Annotated in this window: 13 protein-coding genes; 10 read left to right on the top strand and 3 right to left on the bottom strand. The window is 72.1% G+C overall.

Features of this window, described 5'->3' with window-relative positions:
* Positions 1 to 6 precede the first annotated feature (6 nt).
* Positions 7 to 783: a DeoR/GlpR family DNA-binding transcription regulator gene (locus GA0070214_RS30535; RefSeq protein WP_091269996.1), complete on the bottom strand. Its 777-nt coding sequence runs from the start codon at positions 781 to 783 to the stop codon at positions 7 to 9.
* Positions 784 to 823: 40 nt separating this feature from the next.
* A complete protein-coding gene (locus GA0070214_RS30530) occupies positions 824 to 2827 on the bottom strand; it encodes a beta-galactosidase (protein ID WP_091269995.1) in 2004 nt (667 codons plus the stop codon).
* Positions 2828 to 3106: 279 nt separating this feature from the next.
* On the opposite strand from GA0070214_RS30530, the gene GA0070214_RS30525 reads away from it, so the two are divergent.
* From GA0070214_RS30525 to GA0070214_RS30490, 8 genes are all read left to right on the top strand, one after another.
* A complete protein-coding gene (locus tag GA0070214_RS30525; RefSeq protein WP_091269994.1) occupies positions 3107 to 4438 on the top strand; it encodes an ABC transporter substrate-binding protein in 1332 nt (443 codons plus the stop codon).
* Between the two features lie 22 nt (positions 4439 to 4460).
* The gene (locus tag GA0070214_RS30520; protein WP_091269993.1) at positions 4461 to 5417 is read left to right on the top strand and encodes a carbohydrate ABC transporter permease; all 957 of its coding nucleotides are present in this window, start codon (positions 4461 to 4463) and stop codon (positions 5415 to 5417) included.
* Positions 5414 to 6325, top strand: a complete 912-nt coding sequence (locus tag GA0070214_RS30515; protein ID WP_091269992.1) for a carbohydrate ABC transporter permease — start codon at positions 5414 to 5416, stop codon at positions 6323 to 6325. Before GA0070214_RS30520 ends, GA0070214_RS30515 begins: the two co-directional genes overlap by 4 nt.
* Positions 6322 to 8517, top strand: coding sequence for an alpha-galactosidase (locus GA0070214_RS30510; protein ID WP_091269991.1), 2196 nt, complete (start codon positions 6322 to 6324; stop codon positions 8515 to 8517). The genes GA0070214_RS30515 and GA0070214_RS30510 overlap by 4 nt, the downstream gene beginning before the upstream one ends.
* A 220-nt stretch (positions 8518 to 8737) precedes the next feature.
* Positions 8738 to 9724: a polysaccharide deacetylase family protein gene (locus GA0070214_RS30505; RefSeq protein WP_091269990.1), complete on the top strand. Its 987-nt coding sequence runs from the start codon at positions 8738 to 8740 to the stop codon at positions 9722 to 9724.
* A 109-nt stretch (positions 9725 to 9833) separates the two neighbouring features.
* Positions 9834 to 10226: a YciI family protein gene (locus GA0070214_RS30500; RefSeq protein ID WP_208602966.1), complete on the top strand. Its 393-nt coding sequence runs from the start codon at positions 9834 to 9836 to the stop codon at positions 10224 to 10226.
* Positions 10227 to 10292: 66 nt separating this feature from the next.
* Positions 10293 to 11483, top strand: coding sequence for an RNA polymerase sigma factor (locus tag GA0070214_RS30495; protein ID WP_244167922.1), 1191 nt, complete (start codon positions 10293 to 10295; stop codon positions 11481 to 11483).
* Between the two features lie 31 nt (positions 11484 to 11514).
* Positions 11515 to 12036: an NUDIX domain-containing protein gene (locus GA0070214_RS30490; RefSeq protein WP_091269987.1), complete on the top strand. Its 522-nt coding sequence runs from the start codon at positions 11515 to 11517 to the stop codon at positions 12034 to 12036.
* A gap of 143 nt (positions 12037 to 12179) precedes the next feature.
* On the opposite strand, the gene GA0070214_RS30485 is transcribed toward GA0070214_RS30490, so the two are convergent.
* Positions 12180 to 13547: a cellulase family glycosylhydrolase gene (locus GA0070214_RS30485; RefSeq protein ID WP_091269986.1), complete on the bottom strand. Its 1368-nt coding sequence runs from the start codon at positions 13545 to 13547 to the stop codon at positions 12180 to 12182.
* 379 nt (positions 13548 to 13926) lie between these two features.
* On the opposite strand from GA0070214_RS30485, the gene GA0070214_RS30480 reads away from it, so the two are divergent.
* Both GA0070214_RS30480 and GA0070214_RS30475 read left to right on the top strand, forming a co-directional pair.
* Positions 13927 to 14889, top strand: a complete 963-nt coding sequence (locus tag GA0070214_RS30480; RefSeq protein WP_091269985.1) for a TIGR03557 family F420-dependent LLM class oxidoreductase — start codon at positions 13927 to 13929, stop codon at positions 14887 to 14889.
* Complete coding sequence (locus GA0070214_RS30475; RefSeq protein WP_091269984.1) at positions 14886 to 15731, top strand: alpha/beta fold hydrolase; 846 nt, start codon at positions 14886 to 14888, stop codon at positions 15729 to 15731. Before GA0070214_RS30480 ends, GA0070214_RS30475 begins: the two co-directional genes overlap by 4 nt.
* The last annotated feature ends 93 nt before the right edge of the window (positions 15732 to 15824 follow it).

Here is a 15824-nt window from a genome sequence, read left to right as displayed (position 1 = left end):
CGGTGGTCAGTCGACGTCGACCACGATCAGTTCGCCGACCTGCTCGCCGATCTGCCGGCGCCCCTCCGGCGGCAGCCCGCTGTCGGTGATGAGCAGGTCGGCGTCCTCCAGCGGGGCGATGGTGGCGATGCCGATGGTCTCCCACTTGGTGTGGTCGGCGAGCACCACGAGCCGCCGGGCCGCGCCGATCAGCCGCCGGTTGACGGCCGCCTCCAGCAGGTTCGGGGTGGTGAACCCGGTACGCGGGCTCATCCCGTGCACGCCCAGGAAGAGCAGGTCGACGTTGAGCGCGGCGATGGCCGCCTCGGCCACCGGCCCGGTCAGCGCGTCCGACGGCGTACGGATACCGCCGGTGAGCACGACCGTCTGGTCGGCGCGCGGGTTCTGGTAGAGGGCGTCGGCGACCGGGATCGAGTTGGTGACCACGGTCAGCCCCCGCACGTCGGCCAGCCGCGCGGCCAGGGCGGCGGTGGTGGTGCCGGCGGACAGCGCGATCGCCATGCCGGGCTCGACCAGGCCGGCGGCCCGTTCGACGATGGCCCGCTTCTCGGCCTGCTGCCGGATCGACTTGGCCGCGAAGCCCGGCTCCTCGGCCGAGCCGGGACCGGCCAGCGTCGCTCCCCCGTGGACCTTGTCGACCAGGCCGCGCTCGGCGAGCACCTCCAGGTCCCGCCGGATGGTCATGTCCGACACCCCGAAGCGGCTGACCAGGTGGCTGACCCGGACGCCGCCGCGCTGGCGGATCAGCTCCAGGATGGCGCTCTGCCGTTGCTGGGCGAGCATCAGACCTCCTTCAGGCGCGCGGGCGGCACGGTACGCGGCATCACGCGGGACGGGCCCGAGTCTCCTCGCGGACCACCGCCACCTCCCCCGCCGAGACCACCAGTTCGCCGTCGCACCGGCCGCCGCCGAGCAGTTCGGCGCCGGCGACCGCCAGCCGGGCCTCGGTGTCGGTGTGGTTGATGACGAACAGCCAGCTCCGGTCGCCGGACCGGCGGCGGACCACCTCGACGCCCTCCGGCGCGGTGGCCGCCGGGCGGACGCCGGCCTCGGTGAGCAGCCGGGCGACCAGCCGGTCGGTGCCGGCGTCGTCGAGCCGGGTGCCGAGGTACCACGCCGCGCCCGCGCCCACCGCCTGCCGGGTCAGCGCCGGCACCCCGGGCAGCGGCCCGTCGGCGTACGCGGCGAGCACCTCGGCGCCCTCGGCGTGCAGCCACTCGGTCCACACGTCGGCGGTGGCGCCGTCGTCCAGGCGGACCGACTCGCCCGCCCGGAGCGGGAAGAACTCCTCGGTACGCACGCCGAGCAGGTCGCGGAAGGCGCCCGGGTAGCCGCCGAGCCGGATGTGGTCGTGCTCGTCGACGATGCCGCTGAAGTAGGTCACGAGTGCGCTCCCGCCCGCCTCGACGTAGCGGCGCAGCGCGTCGGCGTCGGCGTCGCGGACCAGGTAGAGGGTGGGCACCAGGACCAGCCGGTAGCGGGACAGGTCGGTGGACGGGTGCACCACGTCGGCGGTGACCCCGGCCCGCCAGAGCGCGCCGTGCAGCGCGGTGAGCCGGTCGGCGTAGGTGACGTCGACGCTGGGGTGGGAGTCGAGTTCGGCGCCCCACCAGGCCTCGTAGTCGAAGAGGATCGCCACGTCGGCATCGACCCGGCTGCCGCGCACCTCGGCGAGGGCCTGGAGGTCGGCGCCGAGCCGGCAGACCTCGCGGAACACCTTGGTGTCCGGGCCGGCGTGCGGGACCAGGGCGGAGTGGAACTTCTCCGCGCCGGCCCGGGAGGCCCGCCACTGGAAGAACAGCACCCCGTCGGCGCCGCGCGCCACGTGGGCGAGGCTGTTGCGGCGCAGCTGGCCGGGGGTCTTGGCGACGTTGCGCGGCTGCCAGTTCACCGCGCTGGTGGAGTGCTCCATGAGCAGCCACGGGTCACCGCCGGCGACGCCGCGGGTGTGGTCGGCGGCCAGCGCCAGGCCGAGTTGCGGCTGCGGGTCGGCGGCGGTGAGGTAGTGGTCGTTGGAGACCAGGTCCACGTCGGCGGCCCAGGAGTGGTAGTCGAGGTACTTGATCCCCGTGCCGATCATGAAGTTCGTGGTGACCGGCTGGGTGGTGAGCCGGGTCAGCACCTCGCGCTCGGCGCGCAGTTGGGCGCGCTGCTCGTCGGAGGAGAAGCGCAGGAAGTCCAACTGCTGGGTGGGGTTGGCGAAGGTGGGTGCGCTGCGCGGCGGGTTGACCTCGGCCCAGTCGTGGTAGCGCTGGCTCCAGAACGCGGTGCCCCAGGCGGCGTTGAGCGCGTCCAGGTCGCCGTAGCGCTCGCGGAGCCAGCGGCGGAACGCCTCGGCGCTGACGTCGCAGTAGCAGTGCACGTTGTGGCAGCCCAGTTCGTTGGAGACGTGCCACATGACGACGGCCGGGTGGTCGGCGTACCGGCCGGCGACGGCCTCGACGAGGGCGAGCGACCGCTCCCGGAACACCGGCGAGCTGGGGCAGTACGCCTGCCGACCGCCGGGCCAGAGGATCGTGCCGTCGGCGCGGCGGGGCAGTGTCTCCGGGTGGCGGTGGGCCAACCACGGTGGCGGGCTGGCGGTGGCGGTGGCCAGGTCGACGTTGATCCCGCCGTCGTGCAGCAGGTCGAGCGCCCGATCCAGCCAGCCGAACTCGAAGCGGCCGGGAGCGGGTTCGAGCAGGGCCCAGGAGAAGATCCCGACCGAGACGAGGTTGACCCCGGCGCGGCGCATCAGCTCGACGTCCTCGGCCCAGGTCTCCTCGGGCCACTGCTCCGGGTTGTAGTCGGCGCCGTACCAGATCCGCTCGCCGTGCCAGTTCCGCATGAGAGCAGAGGGTGCCCCCGAACGGCACCCAAGTCAACACTTTCCAACATCGACAGAAATTCCAACGTTTACCGTCGCTTCCCCGTGTCACAACTGGGTTATCGCTGTCCTTCTGCCCTCTTGACAGCGCCGAACCAAGGGGTAGCTTCAACCGCCACCGGCTGTTTGTGTTCGGACATGTGGATTCACGGTGGATCTACGCCGGCCGCCACGAACACCGATCCCCGCCACCAATCACGGCCCTTGGGCGCAGCGCACCTCTTCCACGCAGGAGGAACAATGTCCCGTCCACGTACCGAAGCCGAGTACCTCGCCCGGCTCGTACCCCCGTCCGTCGCCGGCCTGAACCGCCGCTCACTGCTCGCCGGCGCGGCCGGCGCGGGCGCGCTGCTCGGCACGGGACTGCTCGCCGGCTGCGGCGATTCCGACTCCGACTCCGGCGCCGGGTCGAAGACCGTGTCGGTCGGCTCGAACGCCTCGGACCCGACCCCGAAGGACGTCCTCGCCAAGCTGGCGGCCGGCTTCCAGAGCAAGTCGGGGGTCACCGTCAACATCAACACGGTCGACCACAACACGTTCCAGGAGAACATCAACAACTACCTGCAGGGCAAGCCGGACGACGTCTTCACCTGGTTCGCCGGCTACCGGATGCGGTTCTTCGCGGCCAAGGGCCTGGCCGGCGACGTCAGCGACGTCTGGGGCAAGCTCTCCGGGTTCTCCGACGCCTTCAAGAAGGCGTCGACCGGCGACGACGGCAAGCAGTACTTCGTGCCGGCCTCCTACTACCCGTGGGCGGTCTTCTACCGCAAGTCGGTGTGGCAGCAGCGCGGCTACCAGGTGCCGAAGACGCTCGACGACTTCAACTCACTCGGCGCGCAGATGAAGAAGGACGGCCTCAACCCGATCGCCTTCGCCGACAAGGACGGCTGGCCGGCGATGGGCACCTTCGACATCCTCAACCTGCGGATCAACGGCTACCAGTTCCACGTCGACCTGATGGCCGGCAAGGAGGCGTGGACCTCCGACAAGGTGAAGAAGGTCTTCGACACCTGGGCCGGGCTGCTGCCGCTGCACCAGCCGGACTCCCTGGGCCGGACCTGGCAGGAGGCGGCCCAGTCGCTGCAGCAGAAGAAGAGCGGCATGTACCTGCTCGGCCTCTTCGTCGCCCAGCAGTTCAACGAGAACGAGCAGGACGACATCGACTTCTTCACCTTCCCCGAGATCGACTCGACCATCGGGGCCAAGGCCCTGGACGCGCCGATCGACGGTTACATGATGGCCCGGAAGCCGAAGTCCGAGGCCAACGCCAAGAAGCTGCTGGAGTACATCGGTGGCGTCGACGCCGCGAACATCATGGTGAAGGGCGACCCCGGCACTCTGGTGGCTAACACCGGCGGCGACACCAGCGGCTACACCGCGCTGAAGAAGAAGGCCGCCGAGCTGGTGGGGTCCGCCACCGAGATCGCCCAGTTCCTCGACCGGGACACCCGGCCCGACTTCGCCTCGACCGTGATGATCCCGGCGCTGCAGCAGTTCATCAAGGACCCGAAGGACATCAGCGGCCTGCTCACCAGCATCGAGAACCAGAAGAAGTCCATCTTCACCAGCTGACGGCGGAAAGGGGGAGGACATCGTGTCCGACCTGCCCCTGGTCCAAGCGGACCGCGCCGTGCCGCCACCGGCCGCGACCACCGCACCGCGTGGTCGCGGCCGCCGGCTACGGCTCCTGTCCGGCACCGACCGCGTGGTGATCACGCTGATGGTGCTCGTGCCGCTGCTGCTCGTGGTGGCCCTGGTCTGGCTACCGGCGCTGGCCACCGTGGCGCTCTCCGGCACCAACTGGGACGGCATCGGTCCGCTCGCCGACATCGACTGGGTCGGCCTCAAGAACTACGACGACGTGGTGAACATCTACCCGCCGTTCGGGCCGGCGATCCAGAACAATCTGCTCTGGCTGGCCGCCCTCTTCGTGGTCGCCACTCCGTTCGGGATGTTCCTCGCCGTGCTGCTCGACAAGGAACTGCGCGGCAGCCGGTTCTACCAGACCGCGCTCTACCTGCCGGTGGTGCTCTCGCTGGCGCTGATCGGCTTCGTCTGGCAGCTCATCTACAGCCGCGACCAGGGCCTGCTCAACGCGCTGCTCGGCACCCAGACCGACTGGTACGGCGACCCGAACGTCAACATCTGGGCCGTGCTCTTCGCAGCCGGCTGGCGGCATGTCGGCTACATCATGCTGCTCTACCTGGCCGGTCTGAAGGGCGTCGACCCGTCCCTGCGCGAGGCCGCGGCCGTGGACGGCTCGTCGGAGGTCAGCACCTTCTTCCGCGTCGTCTTCCCGGTGCTGCGACCCATCAACATCATCGTGCTGGTGGTGACGGTGATCGAGTCGCTGCGCGCATTCGACCTGGTCTGGGTCATCAACAAGGGGCGCAACGGGCTGGAACTGATCTCCGCGCTGGTCACGGCCAACGTGGTGGGCGAGGCCAGCCGGATCGGCTTCGGCTCGGCCCTCGCGACGATCATGCTGGTCGTCTCCCTGGTCTTCATCACCCTGTACCTGTTCACCGTGATGCGGGAGGACCGGCGATGAGCAGCGCGACCCTGACCCGTGAACCGGACACCGCGGCGCCGCACGCCCGCCGCCGGCCGCTGCGGCCCGCCCGGGTGGTCCTGCACGTCTTCCTCGCCGCGGTGGCGATCGGCTGGCTCTTCCCGATCCTCTGGGCGGTGCTGACCTCGCTCCGCTCGTACGAGTACACCGCCACCCACGGCTACGTCTCGTTCGGTGGCTGGACCCTCGACAACTACGTCACCGCGTGGCAGACCGCCGAGTTCGGCAAGCACTTCCTCAACTCGGTCTACATCACCGTCCCGGCGGTGCTGCTGACCCTCTTCCTGGCCTCCTGCGTGGCGTTCGTCATCGCCCGGTTCAGCTGGAAGCTCAACATCGTCCTGCTGGGCCTCTTCACCGCGGCGAACCTGCTGCCGCAGCAGGCCCTGCTCATCCCGCTGTTCCGGATGTTCACCGAGATCCCGCTGCCGGCCTGGATGAGCGACTCGGAGCTGCTCTACGACAGCTACTGGGGGCTGATCCTGGTCAACGTCGCCTTCCAGTGCGGCTTCTGCGTCTTCGTGCTGAGCAACTACATGAAGGCCCTGCCCCACGAGCTGTACGAGGCGGCCATGGTGGACGGAGCCAGCGTCTGGCGGCAGTACTGGCAGGTGACCATGCCGCTGTGCCGGCCGGCCCTGGCCGCGCTCGCGACGCTGGAGGTGACCTGGATCTACAACGAGTTCTTCTGGGCCACCGTGCTCATGCGCACCGGCGACAAGTTCCCGGTGACCAGCTCGCTGAACAACCTCCGCGGCGAGTTCTTCACCGACAACAACCTCGTCTCGGCCGGCTCCGTGCTGGTCGCCATCCCCACCCTGGTGATCTTCTTCCTCCTGCAGAAGCAGTTCGTCCGGGGCCTCACCCTGGGAGCCAGCAAGGGATGACCATCGTCCACCTGCGCCGCGCGCGGACCAGCCTGGTGCTCGACGCGCGCGGCCCCGGCCTGCCCCGGGTCGTGCACTGGGGCGCCGACCTCGGACCGCTGCCCGCCGACGACCTGCCCGCGCTGGTCGACGCCACCGTCCCGCCGGTCGTGCCGAGCAGCTTCGACGCGCCGACCGTGCTGTCGCTGCTACCCGAGGCGAGCGCCGGTTGGAGCGGCCGGCCCGGCCTGGCCGGGCACCGGGAGGGCCGGGACTGGTCGACCGCCTTCCGCCTCGACGCGATCGACGTCGACGACCCGCGTGGCGGTGGCGGGGACGCGGTGCGCGTATCCGGCGAGGAGCGGGACCGCGGCGGGGCCGGGGCCGCGCGGGTGACCGTGCGGGCCGCGGACCCGGGCGCCGGGTTGTCGCTGACCGTCGAGATCACCCTGACCCCGGCGGGGCTGCTCACCGTGCGGCACCGGCTGCGCAACGACGGCGACCGGCCCTACGAGGTACGCGAGCTGACGCCGGTGCTGCCGGTGCCGGCGGTCGCCACCGAGCTGCTCGACCTGACCGGGCGCTGGTGCCGGGAGCGCGCGCCGCAGCGGCACCCGTGGCCGATGGGCGCCTGGGTGCGCGAGGGGCGGCACGGCCGGACCGGCCACGACGCCACCCTGCTGCTGGTGGCCGGCACCCCGGCGTTCGGCTTCGGGCACGGCGAGGTGTGGGCGGTGCACACGGCGTGGAGCGGCGACCACGTCACGGTGGCCGAGCGCCGGCCGACCGGCGAGGCCACGCTGGGCGGCGGTGAGCTGCTCGCCCCCGGCGAGCTGCTGCTCGGCCCGGGCGAGGAGTACGCCACTCCCCTGCTCTACGCGGTGCACTCCGCCGACGGGCTGGACGGGCTCAGCGACGTGCTGCACACCCACCTGCGGGCCCGGCCGGAGCACCCCCGCGGCCCGCGCCCGGTGACGTTGAACGTGTGGGAGGCGGTCTACTTCGACCACGACCTCGACCGGCTGAAGGGTCTCGCCGACCGCGCCGCCGAGGTGGGCGTGGAACGCTTCGTCCTGGACGACGGCTGGTTCCGCGGCCGGCGGCACGACCGGGCCGGGCTCGGCGACTGGTGGGTGGACGACGAGGTCTGGCCGGGCGGGCTGCAACCGCTCATCGACCACGTCCGCAAGCACGGCATGCAGTTCGGTCTGTGGGTCGAGCCGGAGATGGTCAACCCGGACTCGGACCTGTTCCGGGCCCACCCGGACTGGGTGCTGCAGGCGCCCGACCGGCTGCCGCCCGAGTGGCGGCACCAGCAGGTGCTCGACCTGGCGCACCCGGACGCGTACGCCCACGTGCTCGGCCGGCTGGACGCGGTGCTGAGCGAGCACGACGGCATCGCGTACCTGAAGTGGGACCACAACCGGGACCTCACCGAGGCCGGGCACGGCGGCCGGCCGGGCGTGCACGCGCAGACCGTCGCCGTCTACCGGCTCCTCGACGACCTGCGCGCCCGGCACCCGCAGGTGGAGATCGAGAGCTGCTCCTCCGGCGGCGCCCGCGTCGACCTCGAGATCCTGCGCCGCACCGACCGGGTGTGGGCCAGCGACTGCAACGACGCCCTGGAGCGGCTGTCGATCCAGCGCTGGACCGGCCTGCTGCTGCCGCCCGAGCTGATCGGCACCCACATCGGACCGGAGCGCTCGCACACCACCCACCGGGTCCACGACCTGGGCTTCCGGGCGGTCACGGCACTCTTCGGCCACCACGGCATCGAGTGGGACATCAGCGGGATCGGCGCCGCCGAGCGGGCGGAGCTCGCCGCCTGGGTGGCGCTGCACAAGCGGCTCCGCCCGCTGCTGCACGGTGGCCGGGTGGTCCGGGTCGACCACCCGGACCCGGCCGTCCAGGCCCACGGCGTGGTCGCCCACGACGGCTCCCACGCCGTGTACGCGGTCTCGCGGCTGGCCACCTCGGCGGCGCAGGTGCCGGGCGCGGTGCGGCTGCCGGGGCTGGACCCGGCGCGGCGCTACCGCGTGCGGCCGCCGGCCGGGGTGCCGGAGCCGGCCCTGCTGGAACTGGTTCCGCCGGCCTGGCTGGCCTCGGACGCCGGGGTGACCCTGAGCGGGTCCGTGCTCGGGTCGGTCGGCGTGCAACTGCCCGCGCTGCACCCCGAGCAGGCGTTGCTGCTGGAGGTCACGGCGGCGGGCTGAGGGCGGTTCAGGCGGCGGCCGGAAGGGACTCGAAACTTCCGGCCGCCGAGCCGTCCGCATCGGGCTCGCTCACCTCCGTGGCGTGCGCTGCCGCGTGCCGCACTTCCGGAAATTCTTGACTCCGTGTCGACGGCGGGCAAATACTGGCGCCGCCGACAGACCTCGACGTCCATCGATGTGAGGTCCGGCCGACCCACCACCACGAGGAGGGCACAGCCGCATGTGGAGCAGAACACCGTCGACGCGATCCCTGGCCGCGGGACTAGCCGCGGCCGCCCTGGTCGCGGCGGGCTGCCTGGCCGTCACGCTCACCGTCACGGCCGCCCCGGCCCGGGCCGCCGCCTGTAACGGGTACGTCGGGCTGACGTTCGACGACGGCCCGTCCAGCAACACCCCGGCCCTGCTCACCGCGCTGCGGCAGAACGGGCTGCGGGCCACGATGTTCAACCAGGGCCAGTACGCGGCCGCCAACCCGGCTCAGGTGCGGGCGCAGGTCAGCGCCGGGATGTGGGTCGCCAACCACAGCTACACCCACCCGCACCTGACCCAGCTGGGCCAGGCGCAGATCGAATCCGAGATCTCGCGTACCCAGCAGGCCATCGCCAACGCCGGCGGCGGCACGCCGAAGCTGTTCCGCCCGCCGTACGGTGAGACCAACTCGACCGTGCAGTCGGTGCTGGCGAGGTACGGCCTGACCCAGATCATCTGGGACGTCGACTCGCAGGACTGGAACGGGGCGAGCGTCGACGCGATCGTGCAGGCCAACGCCCGGCTCACCAACGGCCAGGTCATCCTCATGCACGACTGGCCCGCCAACACGCTGGCCGCGATCCCCCGTATTGCCCAGGGGCTGGCCGGCCGTGGCCTGTGCGCCGGCATGATCTCGCCGGTGACCGGCCGCGCCGTGGCGCCCGACGGTGGCGGTGGCGGTGGCGGCGGGAGCGGTTGCACCGCGACGCTCTCGGCCGGGCAGCAGTGGAGCGACCGCTACAACCTCACCGTCACCGTGTCCGGCGCCAGCACCTGGACGGTCACCATGAACGTGCCGTCCCCCGCTAAGATCATCAACGTCTGGAACGCCACCGCCACCTGGCCCAACGCCCAGACGATGGTCGCCCGGCCGAACGGCGGCGGCAACACCTTCGGCGTCACCATCCAGCACAACGGCAACCGGACCTGGCCCACCGTCTCCTGCGCGACCGGCTGACGCGGAAATTTCTTCCCCACGGATGTCGAGAAGCGGGGTGGCAGCTTCTACCGGAGGGTGGAAGCACCGAGAATCGGTGCTCGGGCGTGAGGAGCGAATCGTGAAGTACATGCTGCTGATGCAGTTCAGCGCCGCCGGGACCGACTTCCCCTCGATCGACACCTGGACGCCGGAGGAGATCCGGGCGCACATCGGGTTCATGGGGGACGTCAACGCGAAGCTCGTCGCCGACGGGGAGTTCGTCCAGGGCGAGGGTCTGGGCGGGCCGCAGCAGGCGCGGATCGTCCGGGCCGGCGAGAACGGCGCGCCGGTGGTCACCGAGGGGCCGTTCGCCGAGACGAAGGAGTTCCTGGCCGGCTGGTGGATCGTGGACTGCGAGACGCCGCAGCGGGCCGTGGAGATCGCGGCACACATCTCCACCGCGCCCGGGCCGGGCGGGCGTCCGCTGAACATGCCGATCGAGGTGCACCCCGTCATGTCGGCGCCGCCGCAGGAGCTGTGACCCCTGGGCGTACCGGACCACACCGTCGAGGACCTGCTGCGCGAACTCGCGCCGCAGGTCCTCGGCGTGCTCGCCCGCCGGTTCGGCGACTTCGCCACGGCCGAGGACGCGGTGCAGGAGGCCCTGCTGGCCGCGGCCACCCAGTGGCCCGCCGAAGGGCTGCCGGACAATCCGCGCGGCTGGCTCGTCCAGGTCGCGTACCGGCGGATGATCGAGCTGGTCCGCGGCGAGGCGGCCCGCCGCGACCGGGAGGACCGGGCCGCCCGGCGCGGTGGTGACGACCGGCGGACCGCGCCGGCCGCCGACGAACCGCTGACCGCGGACCGGGACGACACCCTGGTGCTGCTCTTCCTCTGCTGCCACCCGACGCTGTCCACGCCGTCCGCGATCGCGCTGACCCTGCGCGCGGTCGGTGGGCTCAGCACCGCCGAGATCGCCCGCGCCTTCCTCGTCCCCGAGGCCACGATGGCGCAGCGGATCAGCCGGGCCAAGCAGCGCATCAGGTCCTCCGGCCTGCCGTTCCGGATGCCGGCCGAGGACGAACGGCAGGCCCGGCTGGCCGCCGTCCTGCACGTGCTCTACCTGATCTTCACCGAGGGGCACACCGCGAGCCTCGGTGACGACCTGCGCCGGGTCGACCTCTCCGAGGAGGCCATCCGGCTGACCCGCGCCATGCACGCGCTGCTGCCCGACGACAGCGAGGTGGCCGGGCTGCTCGCCCTGATGCTGCTCACCGAGGCCCGGGCCGCCGCCCGGACCGGCGCGTCCGGCGAGCTGATCTCCCTGGCCGAGCAGGACCGCTCCCGGTGGGACGCCGCCGCGATCGCCGAGGGGACCGCCCTGGTCACCCGGGCCATGGCCCGGGGGCCCGTCGGGCCCTACCAGCTCCAGGCCGCCATCGCCGCCCTGCACGACGAGGCACCGACCGCGGAGCGGACCGACTGGCCGCAGATCCTCGCCCTCTACGGGGTGCTGGACCGACTGACCGGAAGCCCCGTGGTGTCGCTCAACCGGGCGGTCGCGACCGCGATGGTGCACGGTCCGGCCGCCGGGCTGGCCGCCCTGGAGGCGCTGGCCGCCGACCCCCGGCTGACCGAGCACCACCGGCTCGACGCGGCCCGGGCGCACCTGCACGAGATGGCCGGCGACCGGGACGCGGCCGCGCGGCACTACCGGGCCGCCGCCGGCCGCACCACGAGCCGCCCCGAACACGACTACCTGCTCATGCGCGCGGCCCGGCTGGCGAGCGGGGGCTGACCGACGCGGTCCCGGCTGGGATCATCATGTGATGGAGCGCCTGGACAGCCGGACCGTCTACACCAACCCCTGGATGACCGTGCGGGAGGATCGCGTCCGGCGGCCGGACGGCTCGACGGGCATCTATGGGGTGGTCGAGAAGCCGGACTTCGCCCTGGTGCTGCCCCGCTGGGCCGAGGGCTTCTGGCTGGTGGAGCAGTTTCGTTACCCGGTGGGCCGGCGGGCGTGGGAGTTCCCGCAGGGCAGCTGGGGACGCGGAGCCGGCGGCAGCACCGCCGACCTGGCCCGCCGGGAACTGGCGGAGGAGACCGGGCTGCGCGCCGAGACGGTCACCCACCTCGGGCACCTCTTCGAGGCGTACGGGTTCTCGACCCAGGGCTTCGACGTCTACCTGGCGACGGGGCTGGTCGAGGGTGAACCGGACCGGGAGGTGACCGAACAGGACATGGTGCACCGGCGGTTCACCGACGCGGAGATCCGGTCCATGGTGCTGGCCGGCGAGATCGTCGACGCGCCCTCGCTGGCCGCGCTGACCCTCCACGCCCTGCGCTGATCGCTCAGTGCACGACCCGGCCGAGGCCGACACCGGCGAGGAGCGCCGCCAGCATGATCGCCCTGCTCCTCGCCGACCAGGACGGGGAGGTGGTGGTTCAGGGGTGGTGGCCGGGTCCGCGCGGACCCGGCCACCGGTCGTGCTCAGCTCGCGGTGCAGGTCACCGCGGGGATCGCGTTGCTGCCGTTCCAGGTTCCGAGGAAGCCGAACGAGGTGCTGGCGCCGGCGCCGAGCCGGCCGTTCCAGTCCACGTTGCGCGCGGTGTACGCGGCGCCGCTGCCGCTGACCGCGGCGTTCCAGGACTGGCTGACGGTCTGGCCGTTGGCGAACGTCCACTTCGTCGTCCAGCCGCTGATCACGGCGGCGCCGGCCGTCACCTTGACCTCGCCCTGGAAGCCGCCCTGCCAGGAGTTGACGATTGTGTAGACGGCGGTGCAGCCGGCCGGCGGTGGGGTGGGGCCGCCGGTCGGGCTGGTCGTCGGGCTCGGGCTGGTCGTCGGGCTGGTGGTCGGGCTCGGCGACGTGCCGGCGTAGACCGAGGCCTCCCGGGCGGTGGCCTTGATGCCGTTGGCGCCGTTGAAGATCCGCTGACCCCAGGTGGTCAACTGGTTCGGGTCGAAGTTGGTGACCATGTCGAGGTACTCGACGCCGCCGCCGTTGCCGCTCCACGACCAGCCGAGGTAGCCGATCCCGTTGGCCTGGCTGTACGCCAGGATGGTGTCCTCGTCGGGGTTGCCGTCGGAGTGGTTGAAGCCGAACTCGCCGACCACGATGGGCAGCCGCGCGGTGCGGAACCGGCCCAGGTAGTCGGTGATCTCGGCGGCGGTGTCGAAGACGCCGTACATGTGGATCGAGAAGACGGTGTTCTTCTGCGGGTCGGCGGCGAAGACCGACGCGGCATTGTCGCGCATGGTGAACGACCAGTCCTGGCCCCAGTTCGGGGCATCCACCATGATCGTGTGGGTCAGGCCGCCGGCCCGCAGCCGCTTGACCGCGTTGGCCGTGTCGGTGGCCCAGGTGCCGTAGCCCTGGTTGCCGTACGGCTCGTTGCCGATGTTGACGATGACGTACTTCTCCTGGCCCTGGAGCGCGCTGGCAACGCTGAGCCAGTAGTCGACCGCCCGGTCCAGGGTGATGGCGCCGCTCTGCTCGCCGTACCCGGTGGTGTCGTGCACCTCCAGGACGCAGATGAGCCGGTTGGCCTTGCAGAGCGAGATGACGTTGGCGACGTCGGCCGCGCTGTTCTTCGGCCAGCGGTCGCCGCTGGCCAGCACCACCCGGACCGTGTTCGCGCCCAGCGCCTTGATGTTGGCGAACGAGGTGGTCTGCTGCGCGTACCAGGTGTGCGCGTGGTTGACCCCACGCATGACGAACTCGGTGCCGTTGGCGTCGTAGAGCCGGCCGTTCGCGACGGAGAAGCCGGCGGCGGCGTGGGCCGGCTGCCCGAAGGCGAAGACGGCGGCGAGGACCGTCAGCAGGGCGGCGCCCGCGACGGAGAGCAGTTTCTTCATGGCTGTCCTCAGGGAGGTCTGCCCCGTGCCCAAGGGGTGCGGTGATGGTGACGAGGGGCGTGGCGGCTGAGCCCGGCAGCCGCCGCCCGACTCCCGGCGGACGCAGGCATCAGCGTAGGGCGATGGATCGCGGAAGGCAACCGGTTAAGCAGAGCGGCCGTTCGGGGCGGCGCCCTGCGCCGACCCATGTCGCCATGGGCCGCCGCAGGGGCGGTCATCCCCACCACAGGATGGTGCGCCACCGGAGTCTGAACCGGTTAAGCCCGACTGCCGGCAGCATCCGCACCCGCGTCAAGACGGCGGCCGCCGAAGCGGACACCAGGGTTGACCGCCGCTGCGCGGGGTATCCGAGGACGATCCGCCCGGAAGGAGCTGTGCCATGGTCAACGTCGGCTACACCCTCATGTGCGAACAGGCCGGCCCCAAGCAGCTGGTCGACCACGCCGTCCGCGCCGAGGCCGCCGGCTTCGACCACCTCGTGATGTCCGACCACTACTACCCCTGGTTGGACTCGCAGGGCCACTCCCCGTACGCGTGGTCGGTGCTCGGTGCGGTCGCGCACGCCACCAGCCGGGCCGAGCTGATGTCCTTCGTGACCTGCCCGATCCGGCGCTACCACCCGGCCGTGGTGGCGCAGAAGGCCAGCACGATCGGGGTGCTGTCGGACGGGCGGTTCACCCTCGGCCTGGGCGCCGGCGAGAACCTCAACGAGCACGTGGTGGGCGGGTGGCCGCACGTGCAGCAGCGGCACGAGATGTTCGAGGAGGCGCTCCAGATCATCCGGCCCCTGCTCAACGGCGAGACGCTGACGTTCTCCGGCAACCACTTCGACGTGCCCGACGCCTACGTCTGGGACCGGCCGGAACGCCCGGTGCCGATGGCCGTGGCCGCCTCCGGCCGGCAGTCCGCCACCCTCGCCGCCGACTACGCCGACGCCATGATCGCCACCGACCCGCTGCCGCACCTGGTCGAGATGTACGAGGAGGCCGGCGGCGCGGGCCGGCCCCGCTACGGGCAGGTGGCCATCTGCTACGGCCCGGACGAGGCCGAGTGCCGCAAGATCGTGCACGACCAGTTCCGCTGGTTCGGCCTGGGCTGGAAGGTCAACGCCGACCTGCCCGGCCCGGACGCCTTCGCCGCGGCCACCCAGTTCGTCCGCGAGGAGGACGTGGCCGAGGGGATCCCCTGCGGGCCGGACGTGGACCGGCACGTCGAGGCGTTCAAGAAGTTCGTCGACGCCGGGTTCACCCATGTGGCGCTGGTCCAGGTCGGCGCGGACAGCCAGCCGATGTTCCTGGACTGGGCGCAGGAGGAGCTGCTGCCCCGGCTCCGCGAGCTGTGACCGGTCCCGCCGTCCGGCCCTCGCCACCGGGGCGCTTCGGGCCGGCGGAGCTGCGGCTGGCCCTGGCCGCACCCCGCCCGGCCGCCGGCCTCACCAGCGAGTTCCGGCTGATCGACGGCCTGCGTACGCACACCCGCCGGGCGGCGGACCCGGGCGGCGACGGGCCGCCCGTGGTCCTGGTGCACGGCCTCGCCGTCTCGCACCGCTACCTCACCCCGCTGGCGGTGGCCCTGTCGGCCACCCACCCGGTGTACGTGCCGGACCTGCCCGGTTTCGGGCTCACCGAGCGGCCGGGCACGGCGTACGACGTGGCCCGGCACGCCGCGTTCCTGGCGGAGTGGCTGGCCGCGTACCGGTTGGGGCCGGTCTGCCTGCTCGGCCACTCGTTCGGCGCGGAGGTGGTCGCGGCGCTCGCCGCCCGCCGCCCGGACCTGGTCCGGGCGCTGGTGCTGGCCGGCCCGACCAGCGACCCGGCCGCCCGTTCCCGGCGCGGCCAGATCGGCCGGTGGCTGCTGGACACGCTGTGGGAGGCGAAGTGGCAGGCGCCGATCCTGCTGCGCGACGTCCTCGACGCCCGCCCGTGGCGGGTGTTCGCCACCCTGTCCCACTCGGTGCGCAACACGATCGAGGCGGACCTGGTGCGGGTCACCGCGCCGACTCTGGTGCTGACCGGCACCCGCGACACCGTCGTCCCGGCCGGCTGGCGCGCGGAGGCGGCCCGCCTGGTGCCGGACGCCCGGACGGCCGCCGTGCCGGGCGCCGCGCACAACGTGGCCACCACCGCGCCCGGCCAGGTCGCCGACGCGATCCGCGACCTGCTGGCGCCCGTCCTGCGAAGGTGAGTCCATGCGCATCGGAAACACGGAGATCCGGCCCGTCGGCGGCGGCCTCGGCTGCCTGCTGATGATCCTCTTCTCGATCGTCGCGTCGGTCGT

It is taken from the genome of Micromonospora chaiyaphumensis, assembly GCF_900091435.1.
In the GTDB taxonomy this organism is placed as follows: domain Bacteria; phylum Actinomycetota; class Actinomycetes; order Mycobacteriales; family Micromonosporaceae; genus Micromonospora; species Micromonospora chaiyaphumensis.
Note: the sequence above shows the minus strand (reverse complement) of the source record. Positions and strands in the feature narration are given on the sequence as shown.